This window comes from Mycobacterium sherrisii (genome assembly GCF_002102355.1).
Taxonomy (GTDB): domain Bacteria; phylum Actinomycetota; class Actinomycetes; order Mycobacteriales; family Mycobacteriaceae; genus Mycobacterium; species Mycobacterium sherrisii.
This window is the reverse complement of record NZ_LQPT01000098.1, coordinates 35,668-53,872: the sequence shown is the minus strand read 5'-3', so window position 1 is coordinate 53,872 and position 18,205 is coordinate 35,668. Positions and strand designations below refer to the sequence as shown.

Below are 18,205 nucleotides of genomic sequence, written 5' to 3'. Positions count from 1 at the left end.
GGGCGTACGCGCGCATTTTCAGTGAGGCAACGAATAACCCTTTCACGCGCATTTCTGGCGAGTCAACGCGGTCAGTGCCCCGATTACTATCGCACATATGTTCGAATACATTGGTTTGGCCGTCGTCGATCCCGACGCCGACGAGGCGGCGCTGATCGCGCGGATCGCCGAACTGGAGCGGGTCAAGTCCGCGGCCGCCGCGGGTCAGGCGCGCGCGGCCGCCGTCCTCGATGTGCGGCGCCGCTCGCGCGAGGCCGGCCGCGACGTACCGGCCGCGCGGCGCGGCCGCGGCCTGGCGGGGGAAATCGCGCTGGCACGACGGGATGCCCCGGTTCGCGGCGGCAGGCACCTCGGCCTCGCCAAGGCGCTGGTATACGAGATGCCGCACACGCTCGCGGCTCTGCAGGCCGGGCTGCTGTCGGAGTGGCGGGCCACGCTCATCGTGCGCGAGTCGGCCTGCCTGGAGGTCGACGACCGCCGGGCGCTGGACGCCGAGCTCTGTGCCGACGCCGCATCGCTGGAGGGAATGGGCGATGCGCGCGTGGCCGCGGCGGCCCGGGCCATCGCGTACCGGCTCGACCCGCAGGCGGTTGTCGATCGGGCCGCCAAGGCCGACTCGGACCGCACGGTGACGATCCGGCCGGCACCCGACACCATGACGTACCTGACGGCGCTGCTCCCGGTCGCGCAGGGCGTGTCGGTGTACGCGGCGCTCAAGCGAACCGCCGACACCACGTGCGACGGCCGCAGCCGCGGCCAGGTGATGGCCGATGCGTTGATCGAACGTGTTACCGGGCGCCCCGCGCAGGTGCCTGCGCCCGTCGCGGTCAATCTGGTGATTTCCGACGGTTCATTGCTGGGTGACGACGACAGCGCCGCGCTGGTCGGTGGGTACGGTCCGATACCGGCCGGCATCGCCCGTCGGCTGGTGAGCGACGCGGCGCTCGACGGCCGCACCCGCGCCACGCTGCGGCGCCTCTATCGGCACCCGCGGGCGCGATCGCTTATCACCATGGAATCCCGAATCCGGTGCTTTCCGAAGGGATTGGCGGAGTTCATCCGCCTGCGGGATCAGCGCTGCCGCACCCCGTACTGCGATGCCCCGATCCGGCACACGGATCACTCCACGCCGCATCGCCAGGGCGGGGCGACCAGCGCGGCGAACGGTGTCGGCATGTGCGAACGCTGTAATTACACCAAGGAAGAGCCGGGCTGGCGCGTGACGGCGGCGATCGACGAAAAGGGATGTCATACAGTGGAGTTCGTCACACCGACCGGGACGCATTACCGGAGTTGCGCGCCCCCGTTGCCCGGCGACCTGGGGACCGGTGCCGCCGCTAGCTGCACGGAACTTGCCTGTTGAGAACACAATTCGCCGGTGGTGAGAAGGCCCCGGTCAGCACTCCCCGGAAACCACCCGTCGCCGATTCACCGGGTGCAATGCTGCGATTCCAGTTCGCGGGTCCGAGGATGAAATGCGTGCCCGACTGGGTGAAGCTGCTGTTCCAGGTGTGCGAAATACCTTCTCCCGGTGGCAAGTCGAACTCGATCCGCCAATCGGTGAGTGGTGCCGTGCTCATGTTCGTGACGGTGAAGCGCGCGATGAACCCGGTCTGCCAGGCGTGCTGCACTGACAACGTCGCCGCGGCGGCGGCCGCGTGAGCGACGGGGGTGACGGCCACCCCCAGGACGCCCACCGTCGCGGCCGTCACGGCGACGTGAAGCGCTGTGCGCCCGCGCTTCACGTATGTGCTCAGTCCGGCCATAACGGCCAACCTAAAGCCATCCCGGCGGTCTCGGCCGTCGCAACGCCGGTAACGCTGCCGTACCTTTGCCCAACCGAAACCGTGGTGAAATTTTGCCGGGACAAAACGCGGGCGCCGGCCCCTGCGCTGACACCCGGTGTTGTCGCGGGCACCACAAGCACCTCCAACGATGACTCACAGCGGATTCCCGGTTGTTGAAAATAGTCTGACCGCGTGAGTGACCCCTGCGACGGGCAGTCGTACCCCCTGATCGGCTTCGTCACCCGGGAGAATGCCCCGCAGATCACACCGGCCCGCTCCAGCCGAGCCTGGATGCGGGAGATGGCGCAGGGCCGCAAGGGCTGGCCCAATAGGTGTTTGCCGATGCTGATCGCCAATCAAAGTGGTTGGGAGCTGCGCAATCCGAGCGCATTCACCGCCACCTGGATGGGTGAGGAGAACGGCGTCGACGTGCTGATCTCGCCGGCGAAACGCGAGCCCGACCAGCTGCTGCCCGTCAGCCATTTCGGCGACGGCATCCTCACCTGGCATCTGCCGCTGCTGTTTCGCACTCCCCCGGGCTACAACCTGCTCGTCCGCGGCCCGGCAAACTATCCCAAGGACGCCGTGTGTCCGCTGGAAGGAATCGTCGAAACCGATTGGGCGAGCGCCAGTTTCAGCATGAGCTGGAAATTCACCCGAAAATTGATGCCGGTCCGCTTCGAAGTCGACGAGCCGATCTGCGTGATCGTGCCGCAGCGGCGAGGCGAGCTGGAGCGGTTCGTTCCCGAGCTCAGGTGTCTCGGATCCGACGCCGAACTGCAGCGCAAGTACGAGTACTTCCTGAGCTCCCGCAGCGAGGCCAGGCGTATTGAACAGACGGCCCGGCTCGCCGCGGGCGAGCAGGTGGAATGGCAAGGCGACTACATGCAGGGCAGACATACCGACGGCGACCCCGGGGCACCGGATCACCAGACGCGGCGCCAGCTGCGCGCCTTCGTTCCGGCGCGACACGACCGGCCGGCGTAACGCGACGCCGAGATCGGTGCGGCGCCGCGAACGCGGCTAATCTGTCTCGCGTGAGTGACGACAGGCCGGCCCGTCCGCTGATCGGCTACATCACGGGCGACGGCGCACCGCAAATCATTCCGGCACCGATCACCCGGGCCTGGATGTCGGCCCAGTCGGACGCGGACAAGGGCTGGCCGAGTCGATGTCTGCCGATGCTGATCGCCAACCAAAGCGGTTGGGAGTTACGTAACCCGTGCGCCTTCAATGCCACCTGGGTGGCGCAAAACGACGGCATCGACGTGCTGATCGAACCCGATGAGTACGTGGCAAACCAGTTCCTGCCCGCCAGCCACTTCGGCAACGGCATCCTGACCTGGCGCCTGCCGCTGCTGTTTCGCACTCCCCCGGGCTACAACCTGTTGGTCCGCGGGCCGGCGAACTACCCGAAGGACGGCGTGTGCGCCCTGGAGGGAATCGTCGAAACCGACTGGGCCAGCGCGAGTTTCAGCATGAGCTGGAAACTCACCCGCAAGATGATGCCGGTGCGCTTCGAGGTGGACGAGCCGATCTGCATGATCGTCCCGCAACGACGCGCCGAGCTGGAAGAGTTCGTCCCCGAGTTGCGCAGCATCACCGCCGACGAAGACCTGCAGCGCAAACATGAACTGTTCCTTCGCGAACGCGACGCGGCAAAGCACGCCGAGCAGATTGCGCGGGTGGCCGCCGGGGACCGGGTGGAGTGGCAGGGCGACTACACGCGCGGCCGGCACCGTGACGGCGAGCCCGGCGCTCCGGATCACCAGACGCGTCGGCGCCTGCAAGCATTCGCGCAGCCCGGGGACCAGCAGCACCGGTAACGGCCGCTAACCTCAACCGGGTGAATCTCGAGGGCAATCAGGCGTCCATCCGCGAGGTCTGCGACGCGGGCCTGCTCGCCGGTGCGGTGACCGTGGTGTGGCAGCTCGGCGAGATCCTGCAGATCAACGAGATCGGCTACCGCGACGTCGACGCCGGTCTGCCCATGCAGAAAGACACCCTGTTCCGCATCGCGTCGATGACCAAGCCGGTGACGGTGGCCGCGATCATGAGCATGGTCGACGAGGGCAAGTTGGCGCTCAAAGACCCGGTCGCGCGGTGGGCGCCGGAGCTGGCCAACCTGCGGGTACTCGACGACCGGCACGGCCCGCTGGAGCATACGCACCCGGCCAACCGGGCCCTCCTGATCGAGGATCTGCTGACCCACACCAGCGGTCTGGCCTACGGGTTCTCGGTGTCCGGCCCGATCTCCCGGGCCTACCAGCGGCTACCGTTCAACCAGGGTCCCGACGTGTGGCTGTGCGAGCTGGCTAGGCTGCCGTTGGTGCATCAACCCGGCGAGCGGGTCACCTACAGCCACTCGATAGACCTGTTGGGCGTCATCGCTTCTCGGATCGACGGCAAACCCTTCCACCAGGTGCTCGACGAGCGGGTGCTGGGCCCGGCCGGGATGGTCGACACCGGATTCTTCGTCTCCCCACAGGCGCGCCGGCGCGCCGCGACCATGTACTCGCTCGATGACAATCATCGGCTGCGGCACGACGTGATGGGCCCGCCGCACATCACGCCGCCCTCGTTCTGCAACGCCGGCGGCGGGTTGTGGTCGACCGCCGAGGATTATCTGCGATTCATCCGGATGCTGCTCGGCGATGGCACCGTCGACGGGGTGCGGGTGCTCTCGCCCGAATCGGTGCGGCTGATGCGCACCGATCGGCTGACCGATGCACAGAAGCGCCACGATTTCCTGGGCGCGCCGTACTGGGTGGGACGCGGATTCGGGCTGAACCTGTCGGTGGTGACCAATCCCGCGAAGGCCGTCCCGCTGTTCGGGCCCGGCGGAGTCGGAACGTTCAGCTGGCCGGGCGCGTACGGGACGTGGTGGCAGGCGGACCCGACGGTAGATCTCGTCCTGATCTATCTGATCCAGAATCTGCCCGACCTGAACGTCGACGCGGCCACCGCCGTCGCGGGCAACACGTCGTTGGCGAAACTGCGTACCGCCCAACCGAAATTCGTTCGCTGCACCTATCAGGCGCTCGGCCTGTAGCGGCATGGTCGCCTACCCGCCCGATCGGATCGCCGGCCCGCGGCTGCTGCTGCGGTTGCCGACGCTCGAGGACGCCGGCGCCCTTTTTCAACGGGTTGCCCGTGATCGCGCGGTCACCAAGTACCTGCTGTGGGCCCCGCATCCCGATGTGGCGACGACGCGGCGGGTGATCGCCGAGAAACTCAACGCCACCGACGACGAGCGCACCTGGGCCATCGAACTGCAACACAGCGGCGAAGTCATCGGGCTGACCAGCTGCCGGCGCCCGGTGCCGGAATCGGTCGAAATCGGTTATTGCATGGGCCGCAGATGGTGGGGCAAGGGGTTGATGTCCGAGGTGTTGACGATGCTGCTGGCCGCGCTGGAGTCCGACGGCAACGTGGCGCGGGTCTGGGCGACCTGCAGTGTCGACAACCAACGGTCGGCGCGGTTGCTCGAACGTGCCGGATTCGTGTTGGAGGAGCGACTGCCCCGCCACGCGGTCTATCCCAACTTGAGTACCGAGCCCCAGGACAGCCTGCGCTACGCCAAAACGCTGCGCTCGGCTGCCACCACCGGCGGCCACGACGGCCAGTCCGCCGCGGACTGATAGGCGTGGCCCACGCGTAGCACGGTGGCCTCGTCGAAGGCGCGACCGATGATCTGCAGGCCGATCGGCAGGCCGGCGTCGGTGAATCCGCACGGCACCGAAAGCGCGGGCAGCCCGGCAAGGTTCGCCGGGGCGGAAAACCGGATGTATGCCTGCACCGGGCCCTCGGTGAGCCCGTCCGGCCAGGTCACCTCCGGGCGGGCTGCCTCCATCGCCGCGACCGGCACCGTCGGGGCGACCAGGATGTCGATCTCGTCGAAGAGCGCGTTCCACTGCCGCCGGAAGAGGTCCCGCTTGCGTTGTGCGGCAAGGTAATCCGTCGCCAATACCGACATTCCGGCCTGCAATGCCGCACGCACGTCCTCGGTGTAGAGGTCGCCGTGCTCGCGCAGCGTCTGCTCGTGAAAACTGGCCGCCTCGGGCTGCAGGATCCCGAATTCGGTGGCCATCACCTCGTCGGCCATGGGCAGCCGGACTTCACGCAGCCGCACCCCGAGGTCGGCCAGCCGGGTGCACGCCGCGTCGACCGCGATTTTGATCTGCGGGTCGACGTGCTCGGTGAAGAGGTTTACCGGGACCCCGGCCGTCGTCCCCGCCACCTCGCGGCCCAGGTCAGCCGCGAAGTCCGGCACGGGGATGTCCACCGAGCCCGGGTCGCCTGGGTCGTAACCGGCCATCACGTTCATCGCCAGAGCCGCATCCTCGACCGAGCGGGTCAGCGGGCCGGCGTGATCCAGCGACCAGGCAAACGGTGTGACGCCGGTCCGGGACACCCGGCCATAGGAGGGTTTGAGCCCCACGGTGCCGCACAGGGCGGCGGGGATGCGGATGGATCCGGCCGTGTCGCTGCCCAGTCCGAGGAAGCACGCCCCGACGGCGACGGCGGCCGCCGACCCGCCGCTGGATCCGCCCGCGATGCGGTCCGTGCGCCAGGGGTTGCGCGTCTGCGGCGTGACGACTCCGTAGGCGAACTCGTGTGACTGGGTGCGTCCCACCACGACCGCGCCGGCCTGACGCAGCTTCGCGACGACGACGCTGTCCTCGTCGGGCAGGTAGTCCGCCCGCACCCGCGAGCTCGAGGTGCTGGGGACGCCGGCCATGTCGTAGATTTCCTTGACCCCGATGGGGATTCCGTGCAGCGGTCCCCGGTACCGGCCGGCCGCGATCTCCCGCTCGGCCAGGGCGGCGGTCTCGATGGCCAGCTCCGCCGGTGACGTTGCTGAACGCCGTGATCTGCGGATCGACCGCGTCGATGCGGGCCAGCACCGACTCGGTGAGCTCGACCGGCGACAGCACCCCGGCCCGGATCTGCCGCGCGGCCGCGGCCAGCGTCAATTCGAAAGGCCGCATGGCACCGGCCTTTTCCGTCGCGTTATAAGATAACGATCACTATATAACGCTCGTTATTCTATTTGCAAGCCCGCGTTCGGTTCGCCAGCCGCCTGGGTTAGGAGAAATACGCGTCGAATGAATCGATGTCGGTGAGATGCGCTGTGACGTCGGAGATCTTGTCACCCCGAATGGTCAGCACGTTGACCACGTCCTGGTCCAGCCGCTTGCCGTTGTGCTCGCCGTTGTCATGCAGCGTGACGGCGACGGTGTCCCGGCCGAATGCGAATCCCTGCGGGGAGATTTGCAATCCGTACTGGGCGAAGGTATCCGCGAGCCGGGTGACGTCGCCGATCCCGACCGCGCGGCCGGACACCACGCTGGAACCCGGGATGGTCCAGGTGATGTCGGGGGTGGCGTGTTCGGCGATGCCCGCGTGGTCGTCGTGCACGATGGCGCTGGCGAACGCGCCGACGATCGTCCGTTGCTGTTGGGGGGTGGTATCGCCCGGCGCGGCGGACGACACGCCACCGGTTCCCAGCCAGCCCGCCACCGTCGCGACAGCAGCCAGGGCAGCGCCGCGAGTCCTCAATTGCGTTGCCTTACAGGCGAAATCAGCTGATCGATGGTTTTCCGCGCGTCCTCGAGCACGCCGGCACGCGGACCCGTGTCGGGCATGGCTCGCGCGATCGACACCGCCCCCACCATCAGCGCGACGATGCTCCAGGCTCGGCGTTCCCGGTCGGCACCGTCGAGCAGTTCGGCCACCCGCTCCGCCATCCTGGTGATCTTGCGTTCGTACACCGCGCGGGTAGCCGTTCCGGCCCGCGCCACGTCGGCGCTCAGCGTCGGCATCACACACCCGTCGGCGGGATGGTCCAGGTGGTGGACGCTGAGGTACTCCGCGACAAAACCTTTCAGCTTGTTGCGGCCTTCCGATTTGCTGTCCTGCGCCGTGTCGGACACGAATGGCTCGCCGAGTGAGGCGTCGACGATCGCCTGCAGCATCGCTTCCTTGTTGGTGAAGTTCGAGTAAAACGCCCCGGAGGTGACGTCTGCGGCGGCGGCCAGGCCGTCCACGCCGATGCCGTGGAAACCGGCGACCTTCATCGACTGCGTGCCCGCCCGCAGCAGGGCAGCGCGCGCCTTGGCCTTGTGATCCGCCGGATACCTCATGATGAACCTTTATAGCATAACTATCGGTATATTATCCGGCGGAGCCGCGACGACGGCCTAGATACCGGCGACAGCGGTGTCCAACGCACGGCGTGCATAGGCGCGCACATCGGCGTCGCTGTCCTTGAGCGCGAGGCCCAGGGCGTCGCGGGCCGCGGCGTCACCCGCCCACCGGGTCAGGCTCAATACCGCCGCCTTGCGCACGTCGAGGTGTGCGTCGGACAACGCCTCGGCCAGCAGGGGCACCGCGCGTTCGGCGACGGCTCCGGCCAGCGCGCGTGCGGCGCCCTCGCGTATCTGCCACGCCGGTGCCCGCAGCGACCGCTCGACGGCGACCAAATCGTCTTGGCTGCAGCCCAATTCGCTCAGCGCGGTCAGCGCGGCGGCCCGCACCAGCGGATCGGCGTCATTGATCAGCGCGCGGACGGCCGCGCCACCGGCGCGCAGCGTGGCCAGGCCGGCGGCGGCCGCGATCCGCACCTCCCGGCTTTCGTCGCGGGTGGCCCGCTCAACCCCCGCCACGTCGTCGACCGAGACCAAAGCGCGCACCGCCTCGATACGCACCCGGTGGTCCGGGTCGTCCAGCGCGCGGTGGTAGTGGCCGGGCGCGCCGACGCGGCGGGCGGCCAGCAGATAGACCGCAGCCGCCCGGACCACCGTGTCGGGCGACGACAGGTAGGGTTGCGCGCCGCCGGGGTCGGGCAACACCTCGACCAGCTCGCGGATGCCCTCGGCGCTGGTGCGGCGCACCCCCGCATCGGTGTCGTCCAGCGCGGCGAACAGGGCCGACGCATACCCATCGGGGATGTGTTCGGTCAGGGTGGCCACCGCGGTGCGGCGCACCCCGGGATCGGCGTCTTCGAGGTACGTCCGCAGATCGGCGATCGTGGGCTCCTCCAGGGCCAGCACCTGCGCGATCCGCGGCGAAGGCGGCTCGAACGCGGAGGCGGCGGGGGTGATTCGCGATCCCGCCGTGGCCGGTGCCTTGCCGCCGACCAGCGGCGGCTGCGCCACCGCGTGCACCGTCTGGTCCACCGGTGGCAGGCCGTCGAGCTCCGGCACCGACACCAGGTACGGGGCGACGGGGCGCTTGAGGAACACCATCTCGCCGTCGGGCCCCTTGCGCAGGTTGAGGTGATAGCCCCATTCGCTGTCGTCGCGGACCGGCAGGTCGGCCCGCTCGTGGTAGAGGCCCCAGCGGGATTCGGTGCGGGTCAGTGAGGAGCGCGCGGCCATCTCGGCGCAGTCGCGGATGAACGACACCTCGACGGCCCGCATCAACTCGTGCGGGGTGCGCGCCCCCATCTCGGCGATTTCGCCCTGCATCCGGTCGAACGTGCGCACCGCGATGGACAGTTTGGCGGCCGTCTTCGGCGGGGCCACGTAGTCGTTGACGAACCGGCGCAGCTTGTATTCCACCTGCGGTTGCGGCGGGCCGTCCGGATGCCGCAGCGGCCGGTAGATCAGCTCGTGCGCCTCGCGCAGCTGATCTTGCGGAAGCTGTTGCGGCGCATCAACTACCGTGCTTATCGAGGCGGCATGGGTGCCGGCGAGGTCGCCGAACACGAACGCCCCGATCATGTAGTTGTGTGGGACACAGGCCAGATCTCCGGCCGCATACAGGCCCGGCACCGTGGTGCGGGCGTGCTCGTCGACCCAGACCCCGGATGCGGAATGACCGCTGCACAAACCGATTTCGGAGATGTGCATCTCGATGTCGTGGGTGCGGTAGTCGTGTCCGCGGTTGGCGTGGAACGTGCCGCGGGTGGGACGCTCGGTGGTGTGCAGGATGTTCTCCAGCGCGGTCAGCGTCTCATCGGGCAGGTGGGACACCTTCAGATAGATCGGCCCGCGCGCGGAGTCGATTTCGCGTTTCACCTCCGAAATCATCTGCCCGGACCAGTAGTCGGAGTCGACGAAACGCTCCCCGGCCGCGTTGACCTGGTAGCCGCCGAACGGGTTGGCCACATACGCGCAGGCCGGACCGTTGTAATCCTTGATCAGCGGATTGATCTGGAAGCATTCGATGCCGGACAGCTCGGCACCGGCGTGGTAGGCCATCGCGTACCCGTCGCCGGCGTTGGTCGGGTTCTCATACGTGCCGTACAGGTAACCCGACGCCGGCAGCCCGAGCCGGCCGCAGGCCCCGGTCGCCAGGATCACCGCCTTGGCGCCGATGGCGACGAACTCGCCGGTGCGGGTGTGCAACGCGGCCGCACCCACTGCGCGCCCGTCCTGAACCAGCACCCGGACCGGCATCAGCCGGTTCTCGATGCGGATCTTCTCCCGCATCGACCGTTGCCGCAGCACCCGATAGAGCGCCTTCTTGACGTCCTTGCCCTCCGGCATCGGCAACACGTAGGAGCCGGAGCGATGCACCCGGCGCACCGCGTACTCGCCGTGCTCGTCCTTTTCGAACTTGACCCCGTAGCGTTCCAACCGCTGCACCATCGCGAAGCCGCGGGTGGCGGTCTGATAGATGGTGCGCTGGTTGACGATTCCGTCGTTGGCGCGGGTGATCTCCGCGACGTAATCCTCGGGCTCGGCCTTGCCCGGGATGACGGCGTTGTTGACACCGTCCATGCCCATCGCCAGCGCACCGGAGTGCCGCACGTGCGCCTTCTCCAACAGCAGCACCTGCGCGCCGTGCTCGGCGGCCGACAACGCGGCCATGGTGCCGGCGGTGCCGCCGCCGATGACCAGCACGTCACAGTCCAGCCGCCCCGGCGCCGCCGGGTCGGGGATCTGCATCATGCCGCCACCGCCGAATGATCAAGTGCGGCGACCACTTCGGCGCGAAGCGCACCGCGCTGTTGATCGACGCGCGGCTCCGGCACCTCGACCAGGGCGCGCAGCGGCTGGCCCGCCCTGCCGAGCACGGCGATCCGGTCACCCAACAGCAGCGCCTCGTCGACGTCGTGGGTGACGAAGACGATCGTGGTCGGGTGCGCGCTCCAGGTCTCGATCAGCAGCCGCTGCATGGCCGTGCGGGTCTGGGTGTCCAGCGCGCCGAACGGTTCGTCCATCAGCACCGCGCGCGGCGCGCCGGCCAACCCCCGGGCCAGCTGCACCCGCTGGCGCATGCCGCCGGACAAACTCTTGGGCAGGTAGTCGCCGAAGCCGGTGAGGCCGAGTTCACCGATCCAGCGGTCGGCCTCCGCGCGGCGGCCGGCCCGCGGGACACCGCGCAACCGCAGCGCCAGCTCGATGTTGGAACGCACCGTGCGCCACGGCAACAGCGCGTTGTCCTGGAACACCATGCCGCGATCACCGGAGGTGGTGGTCACCTCGGCGCCGTCGGCCACGATGCGCCCGGCATCCGGGCGCAGCAGCCCGGCCAGCGCGCGCAACACCGTCGACTTGCCGCAACCCGACGGCCCGGTCAGCACCAGGATCTCACCGGGACGCACGGCCAGACTCAGGCCGTCGATCACCGGCAACCCGGTGTAGGACAGGCGAACTCGATCCAATTCGAGACTCATTCCCGCTTGTTTTGAGGTCATCGGTGTTCCTCCTCCGCGCGCGGCAGCCAGCTGGTCACCCGGCGACCCACGACCTCGACGGCCGCGGCGGTCGCGAATCCCAGCACGCCGATGGTGATGATGCCGACGAACACCTGGGGGTAGGCCAGCACCGTGTAGTCCTGCCAGGTGCGGTAGCCGATGCCCAGTCGGCCGGAGATCATCTCCGCGGAGATCACGCAGATCCACGCCACCCCCATGCCAACCGACAGGCCGCCGAACACGCCGGGCAGGATGCCCGGCAGCACCACCTGTTTGAGGACGTCCCACCGGTTGCCGCCGAGCGTGCGCACCGAGTCTTCCCACAGGGTGGGCAGCGCCCGTACCGCGTGCCGGGTGCTGACCATGATCGGGAAGTAGGCGGCCAGGAAGGTGATGAACACGATGCCGGACTCGTCGGTCGGGAACAACAGGATCGCCACCGGCACCATCGCGATCGCGGGGATGGGCCGGGCCAACTCGGCCAGCGGACCAAAAGTGTTGGCGAACAAGCGGGAACGGCCCAACAGCACGCCGGTCGCGACGCCGATCACCGCGGCCAGCCCGAACCCGGTGAGAATCCGGATCAGCGACTGCGCCAGGTCCAGCCAGTACTCGTAGGTTCCCAGCCGGTGGCCCAGCGCGTGCACGATCTCGGTGACCGTGGGCAGCGTGTCGAATCGCAGCAGCAACCGCACCTTGTCGGCGGTGAGCAGCTGCCATAACCCGATCGCCGCGACGACCGACGCGAGCCGCAGCAGCCGCCACTGCCACGGGGAGGCGGTGCGTCGCGGTGTGCCGGCCACCGGGGCGGGGTCGACGACGTGCCCGGTGACCGGGGCGGCCGGATCGCCGGTCAGATATGCGGTCATAGCGAACCTCCAAGGGCTTGTTGGTAGTTCACGAGGCTGCCGCCGGGATGGGCGGCCAGATAGCGGTGCGCGCCGGCCGGGGTTCCGAACGGCAGGTAGGTCGCGCCGTCCTGCACCCAGACCGCCTTGTCGGCGAACCACCGGGTGCCCAGCTCGGCGTCGGGCACGTAGGCGGCGCGTACCTTGCCACCGCGGGCGGTCGCGTCCCGGATCGCGCGGAGCAGAGCGGTCGGATCGGCGACGGTTTGGCTGGAATCCGCTCCGTCCAACCACAGTTCACTGGCGAGGGCCGGGTCCCCGCTCAGCGCCGAGGGGTTGGCCGTAGCCGCCCTGGCGGCGTCGTAGTCTCGGCCGCGTGCGCCGAACACCGCGCGCAGCGGGGCGTCCTGCACGAAACCGCTGACGTCGAGGTCGGCGAAGTCGCCGATCGACTTCAGATAGGGCACATCGTTTTTCAGCGCCTCGATCAGCGACGGCTTCAGGGTGGTGTCGAACGACGTGCCACCGGGGCCGTTGTAGAGGTACACCACTTCCTGCGGCAGTCCGCTCGCCTGCGCGACGATGCGGGCCGCCTCCAGCGGCTTGGCGTTGAGGAAGTCGGTGGCGTCCAGTTGGGCTTGCAGGAACGCCGCCAGCACTTCCGGGTGCGCGGCCGCGTAGGAGCGCCGCACCACCACACCGTGCAGGGTGGGCAGGTTCAGTTCGGCGCCGTCGTAGAGCAGCTTGGCCTTGCCCTGGAATACCAGCAACCCGGGCCAGGCAACGAACTGCGAAAGTCCTTGTACCTGACCTGATTCCAAAGCAGAGGCGCCCACCTGCGGCTGCTGGTTGAGCACTTCGACACCACGAATCCCGGCCCGGTCCAGGGCGCGAACCAGGGTGCCGTGGCCCGCCGAACCGACACTGGCCGAGACCTTCGACCCGGCCAGATCGCTCAACGTGGCCGCCGACGAACCCGGTGCCACCACCACCATGTTCAGCGCGCCCTTGGGGTTGTAGCCGGTGATCGAGACGATCTCGGTCTTCGCCAGCGGGTTGGCCTGCGTCTTGGAGCCGTTGATCAGCATGGGGTAATCCCCCATCGAGCCGATGTCGATCTTCTCGGCCAACATCTGCGCGGTGATCGGTGCGCCGGTGTCGTAATCCTGCCATCGCACCGCGTATTTGGTGCCGGTGCGGGTGGTGATGTCGGCGAGCCGATGCTCGAGATAGCCTTGCGCCCGCAGCAGCGTCCCGGCGGTCACGGTGTTGATGGTCTTGGATTGGTAACCGATGACGACGCTGACGACGCCGGAGCTCGCCGACAACGATTCCAGCGAGCAGCCGGACACCACCGCGACGGTCATCGCCACGATCAGCCGAATGGCCTGTCGTTTCATCAAAGTTCCTGGGCTGTAATGTGTTTCAGCGGAGTAGATACGGCATGTTGACGGTGACGGCACCGGTGGGACAGCGCGCCGCGCAGGGGCCGCAGTACCAGCACTCGTCGACGTGCATGTACGCCTTGCCGGTGTCGGGGTTGATGGCCAGCGCGTCCAGCGGACAGACCTCGACGCAGAGGGTACAGCCGTCGATACACAGCGACTCGTCGACGGTGACCGGCACGTCGACGCGGTTGTTGTTGACCAGCGTCATGGCTTGCTCCTTATCAGGTTGCCGCGCATGGTGATTCGGTCTCCCCGCATCCGGATGTACTCCAGGTCGACGGGGTTGCCGTCGTCGAGGCTGGTGAGACGCTCCAGCATGAGCACGGGTGCTCCGTCGGGCACCTGCAGCGTCGCCGCGGAGTGTGCGTCGGCCGGAATGGCTTCCAGCGCCAGCGACGCCGAGCCCAGCGACTGCCCGGTGACCTGTTCGATGAGCGCGAACACGTCGTTGGTCTCCAGCGAATGCTCGAGGATTCGGGTGCCGATCTCGCGGGTGAGGTAGGTCAGGTCGAGGCTGAGCGGCAGGTCGCCCAGGTAGCGCAAGCGCTCGATGAACACGGCCTGCTCGCCGGGGGCCAGGCGCAGCCGGTGGGCCACCGCCGGCGGCGCGACCACGGACATGGCGGCCCGCACCTCGTTGCGGACCTCGCCGACGTGTTTGAAGGTCTCCTTGAGGCCCAGCAGGGAGTCGATCCGGTGGTCATACTTGCGCTGCGCGACATGGGTGCCGACCTTGGGCCCGCGGTCGATCAGGCCCTCTTGTTTGAGGATGCCCAGCGCCTCGCGAATGGTGTTGCGCGACACCGAGAACTCGGCCGCCAGATCGCTTTCGGCGGGCAGACCGTCGGGATAGGCGGCGGCGTGAATCTGCTGACGGAGCACGTCGGCAACCCGGCGGGCACGATCGGCCCGGGGTCCTCCGATAGCTATCGCCTCCGCCACGCCGCCACGCTAACGCAGCTCAGCGGCACATTTTGGGCTCGCGGTCGGCGCCGGCGGCGGCGGGCCGACGTATTCCGCCGGGTGCCTTTCGCCGCCGACCAGCGCAAACCGGGGCCCCGAGGGCTATTACGCCACCTGGGCAAACGCACGGTCTTTGCGATCCCGGTGAGCCGAAGTTAGGGATGCCGCGTTGTGCCCGCCTTCGAGCGACAACGCGTGCGTGTCAGGACCGGATGGGACAGTCGCGGGCATGACGACCACTTCGCTGCGGCTGCGCGGAACCGAACTCCGGTACGTGTTGACCTGGCATCTCGCCCTGCACGGAACGACGACGGTGCAAGAGCTGATCCGGGCGTTGCGCTATCACAACTTCGACGCAGGTGAGCGGGCGGCGAAGTCGATCTCCGACGCGCTGCGCTGGGAACGGCGCTACGGCCGGGTGGTGCGGCTAGCGCGCGGCCGGTACGGCCCCGGCTGTATGCCCCGCGGCACCGAGCACCGAATTCACCGCCGGGTGCTGGCGCTGCGCCGGAGAGCGGCCGAGTTGTCGCTCGAAGGCGGGCACAACGGCAGGTCCTCCTGCGGGTGAGGCGCTCACGCGTCCTCGCCGACGGGGTGCCGGACGCGGTCCCCGTTGCGCGCCCCATTGAGCACCGACGGGTCCGCGGGCAACTCGAACGACGGGTAGGCGGTGCCGACCGCGGCGGCCGCCGCGCTGCGCTGGGCCTCCAGCCGGGCCAGCGCCTCGGCGGTGAACACCGACAGGCCGAGTTCCGGGTTGTAGCCGTGGATTTCCTTGACGTCGAGCTGGGCCAGGAAATACAAAATCTCCTTGGACACCACCTGACCCGGAACCAGGACGGGAAAGCCCGGCGGGTAAGGCACCACGAACGTGGTCGACACCAGCTTGCGGCCCTCGGCGATTCGCCGACCGGCGCTGCCGATCTGCACGTACTCCCGGTCGGACTCCTCGTAACCGGCGTAGAACGCCGAGCGCATGTCACCGAACGCGCACGAGTCCACCGGTTTGAACGCGATGTCGAACTCGCTGAAGTCGGGCAGGTGCGGCAGATCCTCGGTGAGTTCCTCGACACGTCGCTGATGCAGGGACCAGTCGGCGGCGCTGGCCAGTTCCCGCTCCCGATCGAGGTCGGTCGCCACCCGGCGCAGCACGTCGAGCAGGTGGTGCACGCTCGACCAGGTGACCCCGATCGTGAAGATCAGCAGCACGCTGTTGATCGAGGTCTTGTTGATCTGGATCCCGAAGCGCTCCATCAGGATCTTCTCGCGGAAGTCGTACCCGTTCATCCCGGTATTGCCCAAAAACAGGGTGACGCGGGTCGGGTCCAACACGAACTGGTCGGAGCGCCACGCCTCGTTCCACTCGGCCAGCGCGCCCTGGCGCACCTCCCGGTACGAGCTGACCGCGGAGGCCCGGAATTCCTCGGGCACCAGGTCGGATTCGTCGAGAATGCGAAACCACTTGCTGATCAGCCGGTCCTTGCGGACACGGTGCCGAAACACCAGCGCCATGTCGTAGACCTGCCGGACCAACTGGAAGCCCTCGATGTCGACCTGCCGGCGGGCCAGATCCAGCGAGGCCAGCAGCTGCTGGTTCGGCGACGTCGAGGTGTGGGTCAAAAACGCCTCACCGAACGCGTCGCGGGCCCGCGAATTGAAATCCCGGTCGCGGACGTGAATCATCGACGCCTGCCGAAACGCCGACAGCGACTTGTGCGTGGAGTGCGTCGCATACACCCGCACCCGCGCCCGGGTCGGGTCGGGCAACAGCCGGTGGTTCACCCACTCCGATCGCGGGATGGCATCCATGGATGCGGCCCAATTGCGGTACTGCACAGCGTATTCCGGTGATGCCAGCAGCTGCTCGAGACGTTCCGCGGCCACCATCGCCGTGCGCTGCCGGGCCCACGGCACGGCCGTGGCGAAGGCGTACCATGCCTCGTCCCACAAGAAGCAGATATCCGGCTTGATCGCCAGCACCTCCTCCATCACCCGCTGCGGGTTGTAGACGACACCGTCGAAGATGCAGTTGGTGAGCAACAGCATCCGCACCTTGTCCAGCTGGCCGGCCTCTTCGAGTTCGAGCAACGCCTTTTTGATCGTCTGCAGTGGCACGGCACCGTAGATGGCGAACTGCGGCAGCGGGTAGGCATCCAGGTACAGCGGGTAGGCGCCGGCCAGCACCAGGCCGTAGTGGTGCGACTTGTGGCAGTTACGGTCGATCAGCACGATGTCACCGGGCCGGGTCAACGACTGCACGACGATCTTGTTGGCGGTCGAGGTGCCGTTGGTGACGAAGTAGGTCTGGTGGGAGTTCCAGGTGTGCGCGGCCTTGTCCATCGCCTTCTTGATGTTGCCGTGCGGGTCGAGCAGCGAGTCCAGACCACCCGAGGTGGTCGAGGTCTCGGCCATGAAGATGTTGCGGCCGTAGAACTCTCCCATGTCCTGCAGCGAACGCGAGTTGAAGACGCTGGCGCCGCGGGCCACCGGCAGCGCGTGGAATTGACCGACCGGCGCTCCGGCGTACGCGCGCAGGGCGTCGAAAAACGGTGTGGCGAAACGGTTCCGCAATCCGGCCACCACCGTGCTGTACAGGTCGGTGACGTCGTTGAGGCGGTAGAACGTCCGATCGTAAACGTCGTTTTCCTCGTCGCTGCCGGCCGCGATGGACTCGTCGGTGAGCAGATAAAGGTCGATGTGCGGCCGCAGCTCGCGAATCCAGGCGCCGCATTCGATGCAGTCGCTGCCGCAGTCGCGACTCACCGCATCTTTGGTGGCGCCCAGCAGGGTGTTCATCAACGGCACCCGGTCACGCGAGCGCAACGACACGTCGTGGCGGATGATCGCGGCCTGGATTTCGCCGTTCAGGGCGACCGCGGTGATGGCGTCCTCGACGCTCGTCACCACCAGCAGCTCGAACTGGACATCCTCGGACTGGGAACGCAGGTCGCGCAGTGCCTCGGCCAGGCAATCGGGTCCGGTGTTGGGCGAGTCGTCGGCGAGCAACACGGTATAGAACTGTTGCTGCTTGGCCTGGGCCACCAGCTCCTGGTCGGCCAGCGGCGCGGAAGTGTTGAAAAGTGCTGTGCGGTCGCCATATTCGCTGAGCAAACGCACCGCCAGCGACACCTCTTCGGCGAGTCGCACCGTGGACAGGCTTTCCAGGTGGGCGCGAAAGGTTGCCAGGTTCTCCGCGCCCGGATACAGCCAGTACCGCTCGTAGGCAGCCAGACGATCCATCAATCGCCGGACCTTGGCCAGCTCGTGCGTCTTGTCCAGCCCGGCCAGGTCGACCTCGGCCAGGTGCCGACAAGCGTCGTCAAGCAGGTTCCAGGTGTCCACGCGCGTGTAGGACGGATTCGCCACCGCCGCCAGCGCGGAGACATGCAGTCGTCGCGGGCCGGCACTGTAGGGATTCATGTCGCCACCTGTTCTTTGGCGCGGATTTGCTGCCGTCAGTCCAGCTCCATTGTTATCCGGTCCGGTCGGCCGCGGTCATCTTTTTGCTCA

Annotated in this window: 18 protein-coding genes; 7 read left to right on the top strand and 11 right to left on the bottom strand. The window is 67.9% G+C overall.

Annotated features, from left to right (window positions below):
• The first annotated feature begins 97 nt into the window (after window positions 1-97).
• Window positions 98-1,363 carry an HNH endonuclease gene (locus tag AWC25_RS19960; protein ID WP_085167331.1) on the top strand — a complete coding sequence of 422 codons (1,266 nt, stop codon included), beginning with the start codon at window positions 98-100 and terminating at the stop codon, window positions 1,361-1,363.
• On the opposite strand, the gene AWC25_RS19955 is transcribed toward AWC25_RS19960, so the two are convergent.
• The gene (locus AWC25_RS19955) at window positions 1,338-1,766 is read right to left on the bottom strand and encodes a cellulose-binding domain-containing protein (RefSeq protein ID WP_069402083.1); all 429 of its coding nucleotides are present in this window, start codon (window positions 1,764-1,766) and stop codon (window positions 1,338-1,340) included. The two genes, AWC25_RS19960 and AWC25_RS19955, sit on opposite strands and share 26 nt — an antisense overlap.
• 213 nt (window positions 1,767-1,979) lie before the next feature.
• On the opposite strand from AWC25_RS19955, the gene AWC25_RS19950 reads away from it, so the two are divergent.
• From AWC25_RS19950 to AWC25_RS19935, 4 genes are read left to right on the top strand one after another with little or no spacing between them, the layout of a single operon-like run.
• Window positions 1,980-2,774, top strand: coding sequence for a DUF6065 family protein (locus tag AWC25_RS19950; RefSeq protein ID WP_069402084.1), 795 nt, complete (start codon window positions 1,980-1,982; stop codon window positions 2,772-2,774).
• A gap of 50 nt (window positions 2,775-2,824) precedes the next feature.
• Window positions 2,825-3,613: a DUF6065 family protein gene (locus AWC25_RS19945; protein ID WP_069402085.1), complete on the top strand. Its 789-nt coding sequence runs from the start codon at window positions 2,825-2,827 to the stop codon at window positions 3,611-3,613.
• A gap of 20 nt (window positions 3,614-3,633) precedes the next feature.
• Window positions 3,634-4,839, top strand: a complete 1,206-nt coding sequence (locus tag AWC25_RS19940; RefSeq protein WP_085167330.1) for a serine hydrolase domain-containing protein — start codon at window positions 3,634-3,636, stop codon at window positions 4,837-4,839.
• A gap of 4 nt (window positions 4,840-4,843) precedes the next feature.
• Window positions 4,844-5,428, top strand: coding sequence for a GNAT family N-acetyltransferase (locus AWC25_RS19935; RefSeq protein ID WP_085167329.1), 585 nt, complete (start codon window positions 4,844-4,846; stop codon window positions 5,426-5,428).
• On the opposite strand, the gene AWC25_RS19930 is transcribed toward AWC25_RS19935, so the two are convergent.
• On the bottom strand, window positions 5,362-6,594 hold the full coding sequence (locus tag AWC25_RS19930) for an amidase (protein ID WP_244899560.1): 1,233 nt from the start codon (window positions 6,592-6,594) through the stop codon (window positions 5,362-5,364). The genes AWC25_RS19935 and AWC25_RS19930 overlap by 67 nt on opposite strands.
• 44 nt (window positions 6,595-6,638) lie before the next feature.
• On the opposite strand from AWC25_RS19930, the gene AWC25_RS27530 reads away from it, so the two are divergent.
• Complete coding sequence (locus AWC25_RS27530; RefSeq protein WP_244899559.1) at window positions 6,639-6,806, top strand: hypothetical protein; 168 nt, start codon at window positions 6,639-6,641, stop codon at window positions 6,804-6,806.
• Between the two features lie 69 nt (window positions 6,807-6,875).
• Here AWC25_RS27530 and AWC25_RS26890 read toward each other — a convergent pair whose 3' ends face one another.
• The 8 genes from AWC25_RS26890 to AWC25_RS19890 are packed head-to-tail and all read right to left on the bottom strand — an operon-like array spanning window position 6,876 to window position 14,674.
• Window positions 6,876-7,349 carry a nuclear transport factor 2 family protein gene (locus AWC25_RS26890; RefSeq protein WP_158089765.1) on the bottom strand — a complete coding sequence of 158 codons (474 nt, stop codon included), beginning with the start codon at window positions 7,347-7,349 and terminating at the stop codon, window positions 6,876-6,878.
• Window positions 7,346-7,933 carry a TetR/AcrR family transcriptional regulator gene (locus AWC25_RS19920; RefSeq protein WP_069402090.1) on the bottom strand — a complete coding sequence of 196 codons (588 nt, stop codon included), beginning with the start codon at window positions 7,931-7,933 and terminating at the stop codon, window positions 7,346-7,348. The genes AWC25_RS26890 and AWC25_RS19920 overlap by 4 nt, the downstream gene beginning before the upstream one ends.
• A gap of 57 nt (window positions 7,934-7,990) precedes the next feature.
• On the bottom strand, window positions 7,991-10,687 hold the full coding sequence (locus tag AWC25_RS19915; protein WP_085167328.1) for a fumarate reductase/succinate dehydrogenase flavoprotein subunit: 2,697 nt from the start codon (window positions 10,685-10,687) through the stop codon (window positions 7,991-7,993).
• Window positions 10,684-11,436, bottom strand: a complete 753-nt coding sequence (locus tag AWC25_RS19910; protein ID WP_069402092.1) for an ABC transporter ATP-binding protein — start codon at window positions 11,434-11,436, stop codon at window positions 10,684-10,686. Before AWC25_RS19910 ends, AWC25_RS19915 begins: the two co-directional genes overlap by 4 nt.
• Entirely contained in the window at window positions 11,433-12,305 is an 873-nt protein-coding gene (locus AWC25_RS19905) for an ABC transporter permease (protein ID WP_069402093.1), read from the bottom strand. The genes AWC25_RS19910 and AWC25_RS19905 overlap by 4 nt, the downstream gene beginning before the upstream one ends.
• A complete protein-coding gene (locus AWC25_RS19900) occupies window positions 12,302-13,684 on the bottom strand; it encodes an ABC transporter substrate-binding protein (protein WP_069402094.1) in 1,383 nt (460 codons plus the stop codon). The genes AWC25_RS19905 and AWC25_RS19900 overlap by 4 nt, the downstream gene beginning before the upstream one ends.
• Window positions 13,685-13,709: 25 nt before the next feature.
• On the bottom strand, window positions 13,710-13,940 hold the full coding sequence (locus AWC25_RS19895; protein ID WP_069402095.1) for a 4Fe-4S dicluster domain-containing protein: 231 nt from the start codon (window positions 13,938-13,940) through the stop codon (window positions 13,710-13,712).
• Window positions 13,937-14,674 (bottom strand): GntR family transcriptional regulator, encoded by a 738-nt coding sequence (locus AWC25_RS19890; protein WP_085167327.1) that lies wholly within the window; start codon window positions 14,672-14,674, stop codon window positions 13,937-13,939. The genes AWC25_RS19895 and AWC25_RS19890 overlap by 4 nt, the downstream gene beginning before the upstream one ends.
• A 250-nt stretch (window positions 14,675-14,924) precedes the next feature.
• Here AWC25_RS19890 and AWC25_RS19885 point away from each other — a divergent pair, with 250 nt between their 5' ends.
• Complete coding sequence (locus tag AWC25_RS19885; protein WP_069402097.1) at window positions 14,925-15,263, top strand: hypothetical protein; 339 nt, start codon at window positions 14,925-14,927, stop codon at window positions 15,261-15,263.
• A gap of 5 nt (window positions 15,264-15,268) precedes the next feature.
• On the opposite strand, the gene AWC25_RS19880 is transcribed toward AWC25_RS19885, so the two are convergent.
• Window positions 15,269-18,115: an aminotransferase class I/II-fold pyridoxal phosphate-dependent enzyme gene (locus AWC25_RS19880; protein ID WP_069402098.1), complete on the bottom strand. Its 2,847-nt coding sequence runs from the start codon at window positions 18,113-18,115 to the stop codon at window positions 15,269-15,271.
• Window positions 18,116-18,205: the final 90 nt, after the last annotated feature.